The 17,295-nt window shown below is 35.4% G+C and carries 17 protein-coding genes and 1 riboswitch; of the genes, 2 read left to right on the forward strand and 15 right to left on the reverse strand.

The window, feature by feature from the left end:
* Positions 1 to 49: 49 nt before the first annotated feature.
* From J5Y03_RS10635 to sufC, 10 genes are all read right to left on the reverse strand, one after another.
* On the reverse strand, positions 50 to 1,159 hold the full coding sequence (locus J5Y03_RS10635) for an HD-GYP domain-containing protein (RefSeq protein ID WP_209405395.1): 1,110 nt from the start codon (positions 1,157 to 1,159) through the stop codon (positions 50 to 52).
* Positions 1,160 to 1,278: 119 nt separating this feature from the next.
* Positions 1,279 to 1,581, reverse strand: coding sequence for a YunC family protein (locus J5Y03_RS10640; protein WP_209405397.1), 303 nt, complete (start codon positions 1,579 to 1,581; stop codon positions 1,279 to 1,281).
* Positions 1,582 to 1,649: 68 nt separating this feature from the next.
* Positions 1,650 to 3,062, reverse strand: a complete 1,413-nt coding sequence (locus J5Y03_RS10645) for a bifunctional metallophosphatase/5'-nucleotidase (RefSeq protein ID WP_209405399.1) — start codon at positions 3,060 to 3,062, stop codon at positions 1,650 to 1,652.
* A 416-nt stretch (positions 3,063 to 3,478) separates the two neighbouring features.
* A complete protein-coding gene (locus J5Y03_RS10650; RefSeq protein WP_209405401.1) occupies positions 3,479 to 3,865 on the reverse strand; it encodes a DUF1634 domain-containing protein in 387 nt (128 codons plus the stop codon).
* Positions 3,866 to 3,868: 3 nt separating this feature from the next.
* The gene (locus tag J5Y03_RS10655; protein ID WP_209405403.1) at positions 3,869 to 4,702 is read right to left on the reverse strand and encodes a sulfite exporter TauE/SafE family protein; all 834 of its coding nucleotides are present in this window, start codon (positions 4,700 to 4,702) and stop codon (positions 3,869 to 3,871) included.
* Positions 4,703 to 4,924: 222 nt separating this feature from the next.
* On the reverse strand, positions 4,925 to 6,322 hold the full coding sequence (sufB, locus tag J5Y03_RS10660; RefSeq protein ID WP_209405405.1) for a Fe-S cluster assembly protein SufB: 1,398 nt from the start codon (positions 6,320 to 6,322) through the stop codon (positions 4,925 to 4,927).
* Positions 6,323 to 6,369: 47 nt separating this feature from the next.
* Positions 6,370 to 6,819: a Fe-S cluster assembly sulfur transfer protein SufU gene (gene sufU, locus J5Y03_RS10665; RefSeq protein ID WP_209405407.1), complete on the reverse strand. Its 450-nt coding sequence runs from the start codon at positions 6,817 to 6,819 to the stop codon at positions 6,370 to 6,372.
* On the reverse strand, positions 6,809 to 8,029 hold the full coding sequence (locus tag J5Y03_RS10670) for a cysteine desulfurase (RefSeq protein ID WP_209405409.1): 1,221 nt from the start codon (positions 8,027 to 8,029) through the stop codon (positions 6,809 to 6,811). The genes sufU and J5Y03_RS10670 overlap by 11 nt, the downstream gene beginning before the upstream one ends.
* Entirely contained in the window at positions 8,029 to 9,336 is a 1,308-nt protein-coding gene (gene sufD / locus J5Y03_RS10675; protein ID WP_209405411.1) for a Fe-S cluster assembly protein SufD, read from the reverse strand. Before sufD ends, J5Y03_RS10670 begins: the two co-directional genes overlap by 1 nt.
* A 19-nt stretch (positions 9,337 to 9,355) precedes the next feature.
* Positions 9,356 to 10,141: a Fe-S cluster assembly ATPase SufC gene (sufC, locus tag J5Y03_RS10680; protein ID WP_209405413.1), complete on the reverse strand. Its 786-nt coding sequence runs from the start codon at positions 10,139 to 10,141 to the stop codon at positions 9,356 to 9,358.
* 578 nt (positions 10,142 to 10,719) lie between these two features.
* Between sufC and J5Y03_RS10685 the strand changes: the two genes are divergently transcribed.
* Together J5Y03_RS10685 and J5Y03_RS10690 are read left to right on the forward strand one after the other, a co-directional pair.
* The gene (locus J5Y03_RS10685; protein WP_209405415.1) at positions 10,720 to 10,968 is read left to right on the forward strand and encodes a DUF2164 domain-containing protein; all 249 of its coding nucleotides are present in this window, start codon (positions 10,720 to 10,722) and stop codon (positions 10,966 to 10,968) included.
* A gap of 470 nt (positions 10,969 to 11,438) precedes the next feature.
* Positions 11,439 to 12,890 carry an aminotransferase class V-fold PLP-dependent enzyme gene (locus J5Y03_RS10690; protein ID WP_209405417.1) on the forward strand — a complete coding sequence of 484 codons (1,452 nt, stop codon included), beginning with the start codon at positions 11,439 to 11,441 and terminating at the stop codon, positions 12,888 to 12,890.
* 53 nt (positions 12,891 to 12,943) lie between these two features.
* On the opposite strand, the gene J5Y03_RS10695 is transcribed toward J5Y03_RS10690, so the two are convergent.
* The 5 genes from J5Y03_RS10695 to J5Y03_RS10715 all read right to left on the reverse strand — a co-directional run bounded on the left by J5Y03_RS10695 (position 12,944) and on the right by J5Y03_RS10715 (position 17,108).
* Positions 12,944 to 13,660 (reverse strand): DUF3298 and DUF4163 domain-containing protein, encoded by a 717-nt coding sequence (locus J5Y03_RS10695; RefSeq protein ID WP_209405419.1) that lies wholly within the window; start codon positions 13,658 to 13,660, stop codon positions 12,944 to 12,946.
* 234 nt (positions 13,661 to 13,894) lie between these two features.
* On the reverse strand, positions 13,895 to 14,722 hold the full coding sequence (locus tag J5Y03_RS10700; RefSeq protein WP_209405421.1) for a MetQ/NlpA family ABC transporter substrate-binding protein: 828 nt from the start codon (positions 14,720 to 14,722) through the stop codon (positions 13,895 to 13,897).
* 20 nt (positions 14,723 to 14,742) lie between these two features.
* Entirely contained in the window at positions 14,743 to 15,411 is a 669-nt protein-coding gene (locus tag J5Y03_RS10705) for a methionine ABC transporter permease (protein ID WP_209405423.1), read from the reverse strand.
* Position 15,412: 1 nt separating this feature from the next.
* Positions 15,413 to 16,423 (reverse strand): methionine ABC transporter ATP-binding protein, encoded by a 1,011-nt coding sequence (locus J5Y03_RS10710; protein WP_209405425.1) that lies wholly within the window; start codon positions 16,421 to 16,423, stop codon positions 15,413 to 15,415.
* Between the two features lie 152 nt (positions 16,424 to 16,575).
* A riboswitch (SAM riboswitch) is annotated at positions 16,576 to 16,685 on the reverse strand.
* Between the two features lie 66 nt (positions 16,686 to 16,751).
* Positions 16,752 to 17,108 carry a hypothetical protein gene (locus tag J5Y03_RS10715; RefSeq protein ID WP_209405427.1) on the reverse strand — a complete coding sequence of 119 codons (357 nt, stop codon included), beginning with the start codon at positions 17,106 to 17,108 and terminating at the stop codon, positions 16,752 to 16,754.
* Positions 17,109 to 17,295: the final 187 nt, after the last annotated feature.

Below are 17,295 nucleotides of genomic sequence, written 5' to 3' on the forward strand. Positions count from 1 at the left end.
AACAAGCCCCCTTGCTAATGGATATGCTAAGGGGGCCATGTTCATTCAATTAAAATTGGGCAACTCGATGTTTAAATGTCGTATCACATTCAACTATGACAAAATTTAAATTGTCATACAAATCGAGCTCATAAGGAATAGATACACTACCGCCATTTTCCTCTAGAATTCGAACTACTGGACGATCAGATGACATTCGATTTTGTCTACAAACAACTCCTTGCCTACCATCGTTCAGTTTAACGGTTAATCCTGTTGGATAGATCGATAAAGACTCTCTAAATGTTTGTATCAAGGAAGAATCAAATAATTTGTCACTTCCACTATATAATAATTCAAGACCTTCATGAGGTAACATAGCCTGCCTATAGACACGGTTAGATGTTACGGCATCAAATACATCGGCAATCGCAATAATTTTTGAGTATTGATGCATTTCTTTCCCTGAAATCCCATGAGGGTATCCACTACCATTTAGACGTTCATGATGCTGTAAGGCACAGATTGCTGCAACTGAATGAATATTTGGTACCGTTCTAAGTATTTCATACCCTGCAGTAGTATGAAGTTTAATTTGTTCATACTCATCATCAGTCAATCTGCCTGGCTTTTCTAAGATTGAAAGAGGAACGACCATTTTTCCAACATCATGTAATAATGCACCTAACCCTAATAAATCAAGTTGTTTTTGACTAAAGCCTAAATTAATTCCAATTGATAAAGCATACATTGTAACGTTTAAAGAATGAGAAAAAATATATTCATCATAACAAATTACATCAGCAAGTAGCGACAACATATCTTTGTTTTCTTTTAATTCTTTTAGCAGGGATGAAATAATCCCTTTCAATTGAGATGTAGATTTTTCTAAGGAGAGCCAACGTAAATGCGACTCTTCATTTTGAAATTTTAAAAATGTATCTTCAATTTTCTTAGTACTTTCAATTCTTAGTTCATCAGAAATTGTTTTTTCAATCTGTATATCTTCTGTAAGGGGATCTTGGATGTACACGAAGGAGATTCCTAGAATATGAAGACGATTAATCATCATCTCAGTTAGAGGAACGTTCGCATTGACTAGGATTTTACCTTGTTCATTGTAAATAGGCTTTCCTAATTTAGTGCCTGGGACAAGGGTTGATGTCACGACTATTCTCATATAATTCTCCCTATACTAATTAGTGTAAATTAAGAATATTTTTATAAGTACATTATACTATTAATAACGGAAAATTTGTAAAAATTTAAAGCCACTAATGAAAAATTAGTGGCTTTTTGTCAAATCATCTTTAATAGTGCGTCTTTCCCTATCATCCCTTTTGTAATTCCTAACCGCTCTGCCTCATATGTTACGGATTCTAATGGTGCGTCTAATAATTGTTGAATCGTACGGACACCTACCGCTCTTGCTGCAATAATTTGTCGATCACGCAGACGTTCGTTTAAAAGCCCCACGTCCAACGCTCCACACATAATATAGCCTTTATCGTTATATACAGCTAATAAATTTGTTTTTGGCAATTCAACACTTACAGCTGTAAACGTCGTATTATCGATCGTAATTGGTGTTAATGTAACCAAGTTCAACGCTCCTTTCTTTCTTTTTTACAGTATGAAAAAAAGGAGGAAAATGAACCTGTCTAAACAGATTAATTACCTGTTGTAAGAGCCCATTGTAAAAGGTCACGTAAAAACTTTGGCAAATAAAACTCTTTTTCTGTAACTTTATGTATAGTCGGATATAAATGACCAAAGGTAAACATATCAATCGTTCCAATTCGATATCGGCGATTTAACTCAAGTGGAGAGCCATTTATCCATACATTCTCTGGAAGAATAGATTCATAATGATCTAATTTCAAATACGTAAGTCCATCATAGATCATCATCCCCATTACTTTTCCTCTAAATCCAAAGCCCTTAACTTGCATATGAATCATTTCATCTTCTTCAGCTCTATTCATGACGGTCAACAGTTCGGCACCCGTTAAATACACAACACAAGGGTTAATAGGATGTGGACAAATATTGTGAATATGTCCTTTTGTAATCAAACCACTTGGCAACCCTTCTAGTAATAAGCCAGCATTTAAAAAACTCACTTCTGAATTAGTCCATTTTCTTAGCGCAGCTGCTAGTAATTGTGGAAGTGGGCTAGGCTGATACCAATTCACTTCGATAGGATGCTGAAGATATGTAACTGGTTCATTTAAGATCATCAAACTATCTTTCATAAGTTGATCAAGATGATGACTAACTATTGGATTTTCCAACTCTTTTATTGCGTGTAAATCAATTACTTTCTCATTTAGTTGAAGGATCCGTTTCGTTATTGGATCAACCGTTATACTTAATTCTCCGATATAATTTCCATGTTTTCCCGTTCCACACAGTAATGTGTTTCCAACATACTCTCCCTCTGGAAATAAATGATGCGTATGCGCTCCTAAAATGACATCAATTCCATCAAAACGTTCTGCAATCTTTTGATCATCTTTTACACCAAGATGAGATAGTAAAATCACTACATCTGACTGTTGCCTTACAATTGGCAATAAATGCGCTAAATGCTCAAATGGATCCTCAATTAACCAACCAAGCACATCGTAATATTGTGGATAAGCAACAGTTAGGCCAATTACACCAACTTTTACTCCTCTATGCTCATATAGTTGGTAAGGCCCGCAAAATGACGGTCTTTCCCCATTTTTATAAAATAGATTTCCAACTAATACTTGAAAATCAGCATCATTATATAATTCATTTAATTGTTCAAAGGAAAGTGTAATTCCTTCGTTATTACCAATCGTTACAGCGTCATACTTCGCTTCATTTAATAATTTTATGTTAGCTTTTCCAAGTGTCGCTTCAGAAATCGGATGAAATCTATCTATAAAATCACCTATATCAAATGTTAATGACGCTTCTCCTCGCTCTTTCATTTCCATTTTTCGTTGTTCTAGCCATGCTACTAATGTTGGCCACGTCTCAAAATGACTATGTACATCGTTCGTATGAAAAACGCGAATCGTTACTGGATCTACTGTTGTGTATTGCTCCATCTTTCTCTCCCCTAACACGGAAATGTTCTGGACATTTAATTCATATAAAAAGAAGGCTGTTTTCGGATACAATGTTACTAATTTAGAATGCGTAAGTTAATTTCCACTCCAGAATGCTCGCTTTCCTAGGGGCGTGAGCTGAGCCTCCTCGTCGCATACGCTCCTGTGGGGTCTCAGCCTTCCCGCATTTCCCACAGGAGTCGAGCATCCTTCCGTTCCAATCAACTTCTGTCTTTAAAGTTACAAAGCCTTTTAGCAACAATCTTAAAAAAAGAACCAAAAAGAAATAGTGAACTACTTAATTTCCTATTATTATTCTTATTTTATCTCATCATATCATCAAACAGCTCAAAAGAAAAAACTAACAAATAATAGAGGAAAATTCCCTATTGTTGTTAGTCTAAGTAACATTTATATTATCCTGCTTTTCCTAAAGCTAAACTGATCATTAGTATAATAAATACAATTATCGTAATGACAACATACAGTTTGTCTTTTTCTTTCCAAAAGACAAAAATTGAAACAAATACACGAAAGACGGGTGTCAAAATTAATAAAAATAAACCTGTTAATATAATTGCATAAGATTTTAAAGCAAACAGACCATGAAGAATGTCACCAAATCTAGTCGGAAATGAATGGCCAGGGTAACCGCTCTTACCGGTTACTAAAAATAAAATAAGTCCAATTGTAATGATTGTGCCACTTATTAGAACACCAATGCGTAGTAATTTACTGACAGCTAGTTCAACATCTTCAATTCCTTGATGTTCTTTTGTTAGTTCATTCGTTGAATCTACCATCTACTACCACCCCAATCCTTGTAAAATCATTTTTATTGCGACAAAGGCAAGTATAGGGATAAATAGTTTCCGAATGGTTTTACTTTTTAATCTTTGCATTACTTTCGTACCAAGTCTTGCTCCAATTAATACACCAAGCGCAACTGGGGCTGAAATTTTAGGATCAATATCCCCACGTAGAAAATAAACGGTAGCACTTGCAGCGGCTGTTACACCCATCATAAAGTTACTAGTAGCACTTGAAACCTTTAGTGGCATCTTCATAAACATGTCCATTGCCATTACCTTAAAACTCCCACTACCAATTCCAAGAAGACCGGAAATAACACCAGCACCATACATGACGCCAAATCCAGCTTTTACATTGTCTACGTTGTATTCTACTTCTTTTTTTAATGCTTTATCATAATATTTCCCGTGTAAATTTAATTTTGTAGCAAGAGGGTCCTTTGGTACATCTTGAGGTAGTTCTACATTTACTTTTTTGATCATTGTGAGTGCTGTATACAATAAGAGCAATCCAAAGATCATGTATAAAAAGTGCGGACTTATTAACCCTCCAATATACGCTCCTGTAATTGCACCTGTTGTCGTTGCGATCTCTAGGAACATACCTACTCGAACATTTGTTATTTTATCTCGAAGATAAGCAATTGCTGATCCACTTGATGTTGCGATTACTGAAATAATACTTGCCCCAATTGCAGTATTGATGTCTACTCCGAACAATAACGTAAGTGCAGGAGTCACGATAATTCCTCCACCAAGTCCAAGCATTGCTCCAAGTGTACCCGCGAATATTGCGATAATAAATATTTTCAATGCTATAAATGCCAAACTCTCATCCCCTTAAACAGTAGAATCTATGTAAAAAATACACCATGATAACGTTAATATCTAACAATAGTTATAATATCATTCTAAATCAATTCATCATAAAAATTGTTAAGCTACTGTGAAGTTTTTATTTAAGGAATTATATAACTACATACTTATTCTACTATATAACAGATTTTTAAATAAAAAAACTCGGTACGATAGACCGAGTTTTTCTTGAAATTAACCGATTGAACCTTCCATCTCGAACTTGATAAGACGATTCATTTCAACTGCGTATTCCATTGGAAGTTCTTTTGTAAATGGTTCAATGAAGCCCATTACGATCATTTCTGTTGCTTCTTGCTCAGAAATACCACGGCTCATTAAATAGAATAATTGCTCTTCAGACACTTTTGAAACTTTTGCTTCGTGCTCAAGAGAAATGTTGTCATTTAAGATTTCGTTATATGGAATTGTATCAGAAGTTGATGCGTTATCCATAATTAATGTATCACACTCAATGTTTGAACGTGATCCAGCTGCTTTACGCCCGAAGTGTACGATACCACGGTACGTTACTTTTCCACCATGTTTAGAAATAGATTTCGAAACAATTGTAGAAGAAGTGTTTGGTGCTAAGTGAATCATTTTCGCACCAGCATCTTGGTGTTGTCCTTTACCTGCAATTGCAATAGAAAGTGTTAGACCACGAGCGCCTTCACCTTTTAAGATAACTGCTGGATATTTCATTGTTAATTTTGAACCAATGTTTCCATCGATCCATTCCATTGTTGCGTTAGCTTCACAAACAGCACGTTTCGTAACTAAGTTGAATACGTTATTCGCCCAGTTTTGAATTGTTGTGTAACGGCAGTAAGCATCTTTTTTAATGATGATCTCAACAACCGCTGAGTGAAGTGAGTTTGTTGTATAAACAGGAGCTGTACAACCTTCAACGTAGTGTACATGTGCACCTTCGTCAGCAATAATTAAAGTACGCTCAAATTGTCCCATATTTTCAGAGTTAATACGGAAATATGCTTGAAGAGGCGTATCTACTTTAACACCTTTTGGTACGTAGATGAATGATCCACCTGACCAAACAGCTGAGTTTAACGCAGCAAATTTGTTATCAGTTGGTGGGATTACTTTTCCAAAGTGCTCTTTGAAAATTTCTTCATGCTCACGTAATGCTGTATCTGTATCTGTAAATAGAATACCAAGATCAGTTAAATCTTGCTTCATGCTATGATAAACTACTTCTGATTCGTACTGAGCAGAAACACCTGCTAAGTACTTTTGTTCTGCTTCAGGAATACCTAATTTATCAAATGTATTTTTGATTTCTTCAGGTACTTCATCCCAAGACTTTTCTGTTTTCTCAGAAGGCTTAACATAGTAAGTGATTTCATCAAACTTTAAGCTTGACATGTCGCCACCCCATTGTGGCATTGGCATATCATAAAAATGCTGTAAAGATTTTAAACGGAAATCTAACATCCATTGTGGTTCGTTTTTCATGTTTGAAATTTCTTCAACGATTTCTCTCGTTAAACCACGCTCTGAACGGAAGATTGATACGTCGCGGTCTTTAAAGCCATATTTGTAATCACCAATATCTGGCAAATTCGTAGACATCCTTCATTCTCCCTTCTCTTAGAAGAGTGGGGCCTTCTATCCGAGAATTACTCCTCTGATTTCAAGCCCTTCTCCATCGCTTTCCACGCTAATGTTGCACATTTAATACGTGCTGGAAACTTCGCTACACCTTGTAGTGCTTCGATATCACCTAAATCTAATGAATCGTCGTATTCTTTTCCAAGCATCATGTTAGAAAAAATTGTTGCCATTTGTAATGCTTTTTCAACTTCTAACCCTTTAATTGCTTGTGTCATCATTGATGCTGAACTCATTGAGATTGAACAACCTTCGCCATCAAAACGAGCTTCAGCTACTTTGCCATCTTCAACTTTTATTCTTAGCTCAATGCGATCTCCACAAGTAGGATTATTCATATTAATCGTCAAGTCATGATCGGATAATTTTCCAACACCTTTATTACGAGGGTTTTTATAATGATCCATTATAACGCGACGATATAGCGCATCTAAATCTATATTACGATCAAAAGACATTGCTAAAATACTCCTTCGTTTTTACTAGTCCTTTAACAAAAGCATCTACATCTTCTTTTGTATTATACAGATAAAAACTTGCTCGAGCAGTAGCAGACACTTTCAACCATCTCATTAACGGTTGTGCACAATGATGGCCTGCACGAACCGCAATGCCCTCAACATCTAAAACTGTTGCTACATCGTGTGGATGAACATCTTCCACATTAAACGTAACTAAGCCCGCACGATGCTTTGGACCATATATTGTAATGCCTTCTACTGTAGAAAGCTGTTCCATTGCATAATTCACAAGCTCATGCTCATGCTTTTCAATGTTTTCAAGACCAATTTCCGTTAAGAAATCAATTGCAGCACCAAGTCCAACCGCACCTGCAATAATTGGTGTACCACCTTCAAACTTCCATGGTAACTCTTTCCAAGTAGATTCTTGTAAGTCAACGAAATCAATCATTTCCCCACCGAATTCAATTGGTTCCATGTTTTCAAGAAGTTCTTTTTTACCGTAAAGTACACCGATTCCAGTTGGAGCACACATTTTATGACCAGAGAATGCATAGAAATCACAATCTAAGTCTCGTACATCCACTTTCATATGTGGTGTACTTTGTGCACCGTCAACTAACATTACTGCACCATTTTGATGAGCAATCGCTGCAATCTCTTTAACAGGATTAATAGAGCCTAGTACGTTTGATACATACATAATCGCAACTATTTTTGTGTTTGAAGTGATTGTTTCTTTTGCTCTTTCAATGCTAATTGTTCCATCTTCTTCTAATGGAATATATTTAAGTGTTGCCCCTGTCGCTTTCGCAACTTGCTGCCAAGGAATGATGTTACTGTGATGCTCCATGTAAGAAATCACAATTTCATCACCAGCTTTTACGTTCGTAAGACCATAGCTAGCTGCAACTGTATTAATTGCTGTTGTTGTTCCTCTAGTAAAAATAACCTCTTCAATTGATGATGCATTGATAAATTTGCGAACTTTTTCGCGCGCTCCTTCATATGCATCTGTCGCTTTTGTTCCTAGTGTATGCACACCACGGTGAACGTTAGAGTTATATTCGCGATAGTACTTGTCTAATGCCTCAATCACCTGAATAGGTTTTTGAGAAGTAGCTGCACTATCAAGATAGACTAAAGGATGTCCATTTACCTGCTGATGTAGAATCGGAAAGGCTTCACGGATTGATTTGATATCCATTACTTAACTTTCCTTTCGATCACGTCAACAAGCTGTTTTTTAACTTCTTCAATCGGTAATTCCGCAACGACTGGCGCTAAGAACCCGTGAATAACTAAGCGCTCTGCCTCTTTCTTCGGAATACCTCTACTCATTAAGTAGTAAAGTGTATTTGGATCCACTTTACCTACTGACGCTGCGTGACCAGCCATAACATCATTTTCATCAATTAATAGAATTGGGTTAGCGTCACCACGAGCTTTTTCACTTAGCATTAACACACGTGAAGTTTGTTGTGCATTTGATTTAGAAGCACCGTGTTCGATTTTACCAATACCATTAAAGATTGATGTTGCAGCATCTTTCGCTACACCATGTTTTAAGATCCATCCTTCAGATCCTTTTCCATGATGGATAATGCTTGTCGTAAAGTTCTGAGTTTGCTCACCACGACCAACAGTTACCATTTTCATGTCTCCAAATGAACCATCACCCACTAAGTGTGTAATGTTTTCAAATACAGAGTTACCATCGTTCATTAAACCAAGAGCCCACTCAATTTTACTATCGCGGCCAGCAATCCCACGACGGTTCACATAAGCTGTTACACCTTTCGCAAGTGTATCAACTGCACCGTAACGAACTTTTGCATTATCTAATGTAATAACTTCTGTTACGATATTTGCAACTGCACCTTCAAGATCAGCAGAAGTAGATACGTAGTTTTCAACGTATGTAACTTCACTGTTTGCATCTGCTACAACTAAAACGTGGTTGTATGCAGGTACTTTTTCGCCATCAATTACAAAAATAGCTTGAATTGGCTTAGTTAGTACAACATTTTTAGGAACATATAAGAATGCGCCACCGTTTACTAATGCTGCATGAAGTGCTGTTAATTTATGCTCATCTACTTTTACAGCTTCAGTCATGAAGTACTTTTTAACAAGTTCAGCATGTTCTTTTACTGCAGTGTGTAGATCTGTAAAAATGACACCATTTTCTTTCGCTTCGGTTGATAAAGCATAGAATACAGGTGAGCCATTATATTGTACATATACTGTTTGATCTGCTTCTTCATTTACTAATGAAGTAACAGAAGCTGGTAATTGTTCTTTTGTTGGAACGTTACCAGTTGTTGCATCAAATTCTTTTCCGAAGAAATCCCATTTTGAGATATTCGTTTTATCAGGCTTCGGAAGTGAAAGTGATTCAGCTTTCGCAAGTGCATCTAAACGGAATTGTTCGAACCAAGCTGGCTCGTTACGTAGAGCTGAAAGCTGCTTTACTGTTTCTTGACTAAATGGAATTGTCGTACCAGTTGTCATTCATAACCCTCCTGTCCGATTAAGCTTCTTGCTCAACTGTCTCGTCTTCAATACCTAACTCTTTTTTAATCCAGTCATATCCTTCTGCTTCTAAGCGTTGTGCTAATTCTGGTCCGCCAGATTTTACAATGCGACCGTTCATCATAACGTGGATGAAGTCAGGAGTAATGTAGTTTAATAAGCGTTGGTAGTGAGTGATGATTAGGCAGCCAAACTCTTCGCCGCGCATTTCGTTAACACCTTTTGAAACAACTTTTAATGCGTCAATATCAAGACCAGAGTCAATCTCATCTAAGATCGCAATTTTTGGTTGAATCATCATCATTTGAAGAATTTCGTTACGTTTTTTCTCCCCACCAGAGAAGCCTTCGTTTAAGTAACGTTGTGCCATTGCTGGATCCATTTCAAGGAATTCCATGTTTTTATCTAATGTACGGATAAATTTCATTAAAGAAATTTCATCGCCTTCTTCACGACGTGCATTCATAGCAGAACGTAAGAAGTCAGCGTTTGTTACCCCACTAATTTCACTTGGATATTGCATAGCTAAGAATAAACCTGCTTGAGCGCGCTCATCAACTTCCATTTCAAGAACGTCGTTACCATCAAGCTCGATGCTTCCGCCAATTACTTCATATTTTGGATGTCCCATAATAGCAGAAGATAAAGTTGATTTACCTGTACCATTTGGTCCCATGATTGCGTGGATTTCTCCACCTTTTACTTCAAGGTTTACACCTTTTAAAATTTGTTTACCATCAATTGCAACTTCAAGGTCTTTTATCGTTAATTTAGAAGCTCCCATTCTATACCCTCCATATTCAGTAAAAATGATATTATATGAAAAGAACTAGCTATTTTCACTCATTCTCATTTTATTCTCATTCTAATCTTAAAGCAATTAAAAAGTATTTTCAAGCCGACAATTTTTAGACACATTTTCAATTCGAGATTCTTGAAATACATATTAATAGGTAGAAACTAATTTTTTTGTACAATTTTACTTTAAATTTTTTATTTAAGCTGTTTGGGTATACATTGTTGCTATTTTAGTATGTGTAAGTTGATTTCCTCTCCAGGATGCTCGCTTTCCTAGGGGCGTGAGCTGAGCCTCCTCGTCGCATACGCTCCTGTGGGGTCTCAGCTTTCCCGCATCTCCCACAGGAGTCGAGCACCCTTCCGTTCCATTCAACTTCATTATCAACTTTATTACTTTAAAAAAACAAAAATCTTTTAAAAGAGCCTTTCTTAAAAATACATGTTACATTTTACATTTGCTAAGTAAACTTATATTAAGTGTGATTTACAGCAGACGTGCTTTCCCTTACATTATATTAAGATGTATTTTTTATGGTAAATGATACTAAAAAGGAGAGAATTTTTATGAAAAAAACACTTCAACTTTCACCTGAACAACAAAAGGATGCTATAGCTGAACTACAGCACTATTTCGAGCAGGAGCGTGATGAAGAATTAACTGATCTTGCTGGCATGCTGTTACTAGATTTCATTACTGAGAAAATTGGGCCAATGTTTTACAACAAAGGTATCTCAGATGCACAACGCTTCATGGGAGAACGAGTAGAGGATCTTTATGCTCTTATCTTGAAAGAGAGTACTGGGAGAAGATAAGTGCGTTTTGAAATAAAATCTGTGAGACTTCTACGTAAAACGAGCCAATCAAGTTCCCTGAGCGACCTTGTTGCTATATAAAAAGATTCGTTGATTTCCACTCCAGGATACTCGCTTTCCTTAGGGGGGGGTGAGCCTCCTCGTTGCTATCGCTCCTGCGGGGTCTCACCTGTCCCGCTGCTCCCACAGGAGTCTCGCACCTTCCGTTCCAATCTTTTTCATTATCAAGTTCCTTAAAAAACCTTAATAAAAACAAAAATCTTTTAGAAAACGGCCTATTAATAAGACAAAATTATCTCTACAACTCAACAATCTATTAAAATAGAACCATTTTTACCCAAAATCGACCACTTCATTTTAATTTGAATAGTTTTTTTATTAGTAATGGTTTAAAATACTTATAGGGGTATATTTTTCAGAAATTAGACACATTTCTAATAAATTAGTTTTTATTTTAAGGAGTGGTTAGATTGACTATTGATTGTTTAACTTCTATTCGAAAAGGAATCATTGGTATTGACCATACTATTGAAACGCCTTATGGCCAAAAGCCTATCTTATATGCTGATTGGACTGCAAGTGGACGCTTGTATCGTCCGATTGAAGAAAAAATGATGAACGAAATTGGCCCTTATGTGGCGAATACACATACAGAATCCAATACAACAGGTGCTAAAATGACGAAATTGTATCATGAAGCCCTTTCTCATATTAAGAAACATGTAAACGCCTCCAAAGAAGATGTCATCTTATCTGTTGGAACAGGCGCAACAGGTGCAATTAACAAATTACAACGTTTACTCGGACTTCGTGCTCCTGAACGACTTCAAAAATTAATAAAGTTTGATACTAACGAACGCCCTGTCGTATTTATCACTCACATGGAACATCATTCCAATCATATTAGCTGGAGCGAATGTTTAGTGGATGTCGTTATTGTGCCACCAAATGAGCAAGGTCTAGTTTGTCCGATTCAATTGGAAAAAGAAGTTCGTAAGTATTCCGATCGCCCTATAAAAATTGGTTCATTTACCGCTTGTTCCAATGTGACAGGTGTAATGACTCCTTTTCATAAATTAGCTCGTGTCATGCATGAAAATGATGGACTTTGTTTTATAGACTTTGCAGCTTCTGCTCCATATGTCGAAATTAATATGCGCCCTACTGATCCACTTGAAAAATTAGATGCTATTTTCTTCTCTCCACACAAATTTTTAGGTGGACCAGGAACAAATGGAATCTTACTATTTGATTCAGCATTGTATCAAAATACTGTACCTGATCATCCAGGTGGTGGAACAGTCTTATGGACGAATCCATGGGGCGAGAAAAACTATATCTCAAATATTGAAATCCGTGAAGACGGTGGAACACCAGGATTCCTTCAAACCATCCGTACATCTTTAGCTATTCAATTGAAAGAAAAAATGACTGTTAAATCAATTCACGAAAGAGAACAAGTATTACTTGACCAATTATGGAACGGATTATCATCGATTGATCAAGTCGTCATTTTAGATAATCGTCACCTTGAAAGATTACCAATCATTTCTCTTTATCTACAAAATATTCATCATAACTTAGTTGTTCGTTTGTTGGATGAGCGATTCGGTATCCAAGTACGCGGAGGATGTTCTTGTGCAGGTACATATGGTCACTACTTACTTCAAATTGAACGAGAAGTATCCAAATCTATAACTGACCAATTAAATAGTGGTGATTTATCACAAAAACCAGGCTGGATTCGCATCTCTCTTCACCCAACAACAACAGATGAAGAAGTAGAAACAATTGTAGAAGCAATTCGCTCTATATGTGAAAACATAGATGAATGGAAACAAGACTATATTTATGATGGCGTTTCAAATGAATGGTTTCATAAAAATGTAGTTCCTTCAAATGTAAAAGTCGCAATTGACTAATAAAATTTACAGTAAAAAAGACATGATTTTTCAACTAATCATGTCTTTTTTTGCTATTTATATATAGGAGAAGGAATTACAACCTCAGGCATTCCTGCTGCATAAGCAGCTACTTCATATTCATTAAAGATTAACTTAATTCCACTTTTATCAAAAACCCATAATCTATCTTGATCAGAAAGTGCAATTTCATTTGCTGAATGAATTAGTGTGTATCCCTTATATTTCTTTTGCAAAATGTTGTATGCATAGTTTTGAATTACTTTCTGCTTTCCATTTATCACTTTTGATAAAGGAATTACCTCTCCTGTCGATGTATTAAAATTAATCGCTCTACCTTTCGTATTCCCATGTGCCCCACCTGTATAAATATATTGATAATAGATGACAGACAAATGATTATTATCGTTGTAAGGTATCTTATAAGTAAATTTATACTCATAAGGACGCCATGGCCCCAGACTTGATTTCCAATCTTTCTTAGCAATTCTTTCATCTTCAAGTAGTTTTAAACGGTTTTTATTTGCTGATTGAGCTTCCTTTAAAAGGGTAGCGTTTATTTTTCTTTGTGCTTTTTGATTTGCTAGTCCTTTTATTTGAGGATAAAAAATTGGTGAATTTTTTATCCGTTTTTCGTAAATGACAGCTTTTTTAGTAAGTGCTAATTGAGAAAGTTTGGTTGTTTGGTGAGCTTTTGCTTTTACTTCATTAGAAAAAAATGGGCTAATACTTAACATTAACATCAAGATGAACAATACTATTTTTTTCAAGTAAATACCTCCAAGACTATATGAATTATTAAGTTATATGTACGTCATAAATATATACATATGATTGAATATAAATAATAATTATTTCATGAATAGTATGGATGAGTATCCCGGTTTATATGAGTTAATGTAATTTAATTAGTATCTTCCTTTTTGACAAAAAAATAAAGCCGAGGTTTTATCCACGACTTTATTCACAATATATTCACATTTTGAAATTTGACAGGCACCCAATTACTTCACAGGTACAACTGCACCTTTGTATTTTTTAATGATCCAATCTTGAATTTGCTTAGAATGTAATGCATTAACTAGTGCTTTGATTTCTGGTTTGTTTTTGTCACCTTTACGTACTGTTATAATGTTAACGTATGGAGAGTTTTTACCTTCTAGAGCAATTGCGTCTTTTAATGGGTTTAAACCAGCATCGATTGCATAGTTTGTGTTAATTAAAACTGCGTCACCTTCACCATTTTTGTAAACTTTTGGCAGAAGAGCTGCATCTACATTAGCTTGGAATTGTATGTGTTTTGGATTACTTACAATATCTTTAATTGTTGCAGTTGTTGTATCAATACCAGGTTTTAATTTAATTAAACCTTCTTGTTGTAATAAAGTAAGCATACGACCATGGTCAGCTACTGAATTACTCATAATAATCGTTGCTTTATTCGGTAATTGTTTTAAGCTTTTATATTTTTTAGAGTACACGCCGATTGGTTCGATGTGAATACCACCAGCATTTTCAAATTTGTAGCCGAATTGTTTCATTTGTGCTTTTAAATATGGAATGTGCTGGAAGTAGTTAGCATCTAACTCTTTTGAAGCAAGAGCTTTATTTGGTAAAACGTAATCTTGGAATTTTTCAATTTTTAAGTTAATACCTTCTTTAGCTAAAATCGGTTTAACTTGTTCTAAAATTTCTGCATGGGGTACATTTGATGCACCTACTACTAATTGTTTGTTGTTTTTAGCGTCAGCTTTGTTTGCTGCATTACATGCTGCTAAAGATAATGCAACAACTCCTGCAGTGATAATCGCGGCAATTTTTTTGAATTTCATTTTGATTTCCTCCCTTTTCTTTATCCTCTTTTATCTATTTTTCTTGTGAAAATGTCACCAACAATTTGAATGGCGAACACGATGACTAATATGATGACAGTTGCCACAAATGTAACCTCATTATTTCCGCGTTCATAACCTTCCATAAAAGCAAGGTTACCAAGTCCACCACCACCAATTGTTCCAGCCATTGCCGTGTAACCTACAATCGCAATGGTTGTTACCGTAATGCCTGATAGAATTGCTGGAAGCGCTTCTGGAATTAATACTTTAAGAATAATTGTAAAAGTATTTGCTCCCATTGCTCTTGCTGCCTCAATAACTCCTTTATCTATTTCACGTAATCCAATTTCAACCATACGTGCATAAAAAGGAGCTGCCCCAATAATTAACGCCGGTAATGCCGCATTTGAACCAAGCATTGATCCTACGATAATCGTTGTAAAAGGAATTAATAAAATAATTAAAATCATAAATGGAATGGAACGAAATATATTAATAAATGCTGCTAAAAAAGTATTTGAAAACTTATTTTCTAACAATCCATCTTTACCAGTTAAAAAGAGTAATAGACCTAGAATTAAACCTAAAACAAATGTCGCTATGAGAGAAATAATTGTCATATATAACGTTTCCTTTGTTGCGGTAAACATCATATCCCAATCTACATTTGGAAAAAGATTTGTCATATTAAACCACCTCTACTTCTACTTGCTGTGATTGCAAGTAGCTTACTGCATTTTCTATATTCTCTGTTTTACCAATCATTTGGACAAGTAACGTACCATATGATCCTTCAGAAGTTTGAACAATTTTTCCGTTTAAAATATTTATTTCAATATTAAACAGTTTTACTGCTTCGGAAATATGTGGCTGTTGTACATGAGATTGTGTAAATGTCAGTTTCTTTGTATTGCCATTCGAACTTGCATCGCGAGTCAACTCAGTAACAAATTCTTCTGACCCTTTAATTTGTTTAACAAATTTTTTCGTTATATCTTGCTGAGGATTTGTAAACACATCTAGAACTGCTCCAAGCTCAACTACTTCGCCATTTTCCATAACTGCTACACGCTGACAAATCTTTTGAATCACATGCATTTCATGAGTGATTAAAACAATCGTAATACCTAGCCCGCGATTAATATCCGTTAATAAACTTAAAATCGAATCAGTCGTTTCAGGATCTAACGCAGATGTTGCTTCGTCACATAACAACACTTTTGGTTCATTAGCTAATGCTCTTGCAATACCTACACGCTGCTTTTGTCCACCACTTAATTCAGATGGATACGCATTTTCTCTTCCTTCTAATCCAACTAAACGTACTAACTCTTTTGCTCGATCAACACGCTGTTTTTTTGGAACACCAGCAATTTCTAATGGAAATAAGATATTTTCTAATACCGTTCTTGACCACAATAAATTGAAATGTTGAAAAATCATTCCGATTTTTTGTCTTTCTTTTCGCAAATGAGATGCTTTACTTTTACTGATTGAAACTCCATCAATCACAATCTCACCATCAGTTGGTGTCTCTAATCCATTCAGCATTCGTAGTAGTGTGCTTTTCCCAGCACCACTATAGCCAATCATACCGAATATTTCGCCTTTTCTGATTGTTAATGATACATTTTTCACTGCATGAACTTGACCATTCTTCCCATTATAAGTTTTACTAATCTGTTGTATTTCAATCACGGGCCTCTTCCTTTCTTTTCCTGTTTTTATATAAACTCCCACTTAGTTTAATTCTTTTGTAATGATCATGAGCTTCCTAAAGTAAGCCCTATTAACACAAAAAAACCTTTCTGCATGATGAGCAGAAAGGTTTACATATCGAAGTGACCTCTCTCTCATCTTTCAAAGCATACGCTTTGCAGGAATTAGCACCATTTCAACATTGACGTTGACGGTTGCTGGGCTTCACAGGGCACAGTCCCTCCACCTCTCTTGATAAGAGCCGTTTATAAAAAACGTTTATATTCAGTTAATATAGTTACGATATTACATTCATAATTTCAAACTGTCAACAACAAATTTCATTTTTTTCTACACTAGTATATTGAAAAATTGTTTCAAGTAGTAAAAACAAGCGATAATTCCCTTGATAAACTACATCATTCAATTTATGAAGCAAACTCAATCTTCTTGTCCCATTTATGATTGATTCCCAAGCATTCTCTCTAAACTGAATGCTTAACTGAGGGTTAAATTCTCCTAGTATAGGAGTGAAAAAAGGATAGTGGTTCGAAATTTTAAGCTTCATTTGCTCATCTAACATACGTATTTCAACAAATCGTTCTTCGATCGGCAAAATAAAATTTATGTGATCTTTTTTATTAAAAAAATAGTTCGCTTTATCAATCCACTCCATCATTTGCATGAATAAACACCTCTTTATTTCATCTTTCTAACCTATTCCATAAAAGAGATATTCATCCTTTAATTGATTATCGACAATTCAATTGATTGTTTGACAAATTATCTAACAATGCTCCATTTCACAAATTTATTTCCTGAGAAATTTGTCCGTCAAACACTAACTTTGTAGAAAAGAACCTTTTTACAGC

Source organism: Gottfriedia endophytica (genome assembly GCF_017814275.1).
Lineage (GTDB): Bacteria > Bacillota > Bacilli > Bacillales > Bacillaceae_G > Gottfriedia > Gottfriedia endophytica.

Bases quoted from the DNA above. Each gene is read 5' to 3' on its own strand.
- J5Y03_RS10650 (WP_209405401.1), bottom strand. From the start codon at position 3,865: ATGGTAGATTCAACGAATGAACTAACAAAAGAACATCAAGGAATTGAA.
- J5Y03_RS10700 (WP_209405421.1), bottom strand. From the start codon at position 14,722: ATGAAATTCAAAAAAATTGCCGCGATTATCACTGCAGGAGTTGTTGCA.
- sufC (WP_209405413.1), bottom strand. From the start codon at position 10,141: ATGGGAGCTTCTAAATTAACGATAAAAGACCTTGAAGTTGCAATTGAT.
- J5Y03_RS10635 (WP_209405395.1), bottom strand. From the start codon at position 1,159: ATGAGAATAGTCGTGACATCAACCCTTGTCCCAGGCACTAAATTAGGA.
- sufD (WP_209405411.1), bottom strand. From the start codon at position 9,336: ATGACAACTGGTACGACAATTCCATTTAGTCAAGAAACAGTAAAGCAG.
- J5Y03_RS10705 (WP_209405423.1), bottom strand. From the start codon at position 15,411: ATGACAAATCTTTTTCCAAATGTAGATTGGGATATGATGTTTACCGCA.
- J5Y03_RS10685 (WP_209405415.1), top strand. From the start codon at position 10,720: ATGAAAAAAACACTTCAACTTTCACCTGAACAACAAAAGGATGCTATA.
- sufU (WP_209405407.1), bottom strand. From the start codon at position 6,819: ATGTCTTTTGATCGTAATATAGATTTAGATGCGCTATATCGTCGCGTT.
- J5Y03_RS10670 (WP_209405409.1), bottom strand. From the start codon at position 8,029: ATGGATATCAAATCAATCCGTGAAGCCTTTCCGATTCTACATCAGCAG.
- sufB (WP_209405405.1), bottom strand. From the start codon at position 6,322: ATGTCTACGAATTTGCCAGATATTGGTGATTACAAATATGGCTTTAAA.
- J5Y03_RS10645 (WP_209405399.1), bottom strand. From the start codon at position 3,062: ATGGAGCAATACACAACAGTAGATCCAGTAACGATTCGCGTTTTTCAT.
- J5Y03_RS10715 (WP_209405427.1), bottom strand. From the start codon at position 17,108: ATGCAAATGATGGAGTGGATTGATAAAGCGAACTATTTTTTTAATAAA.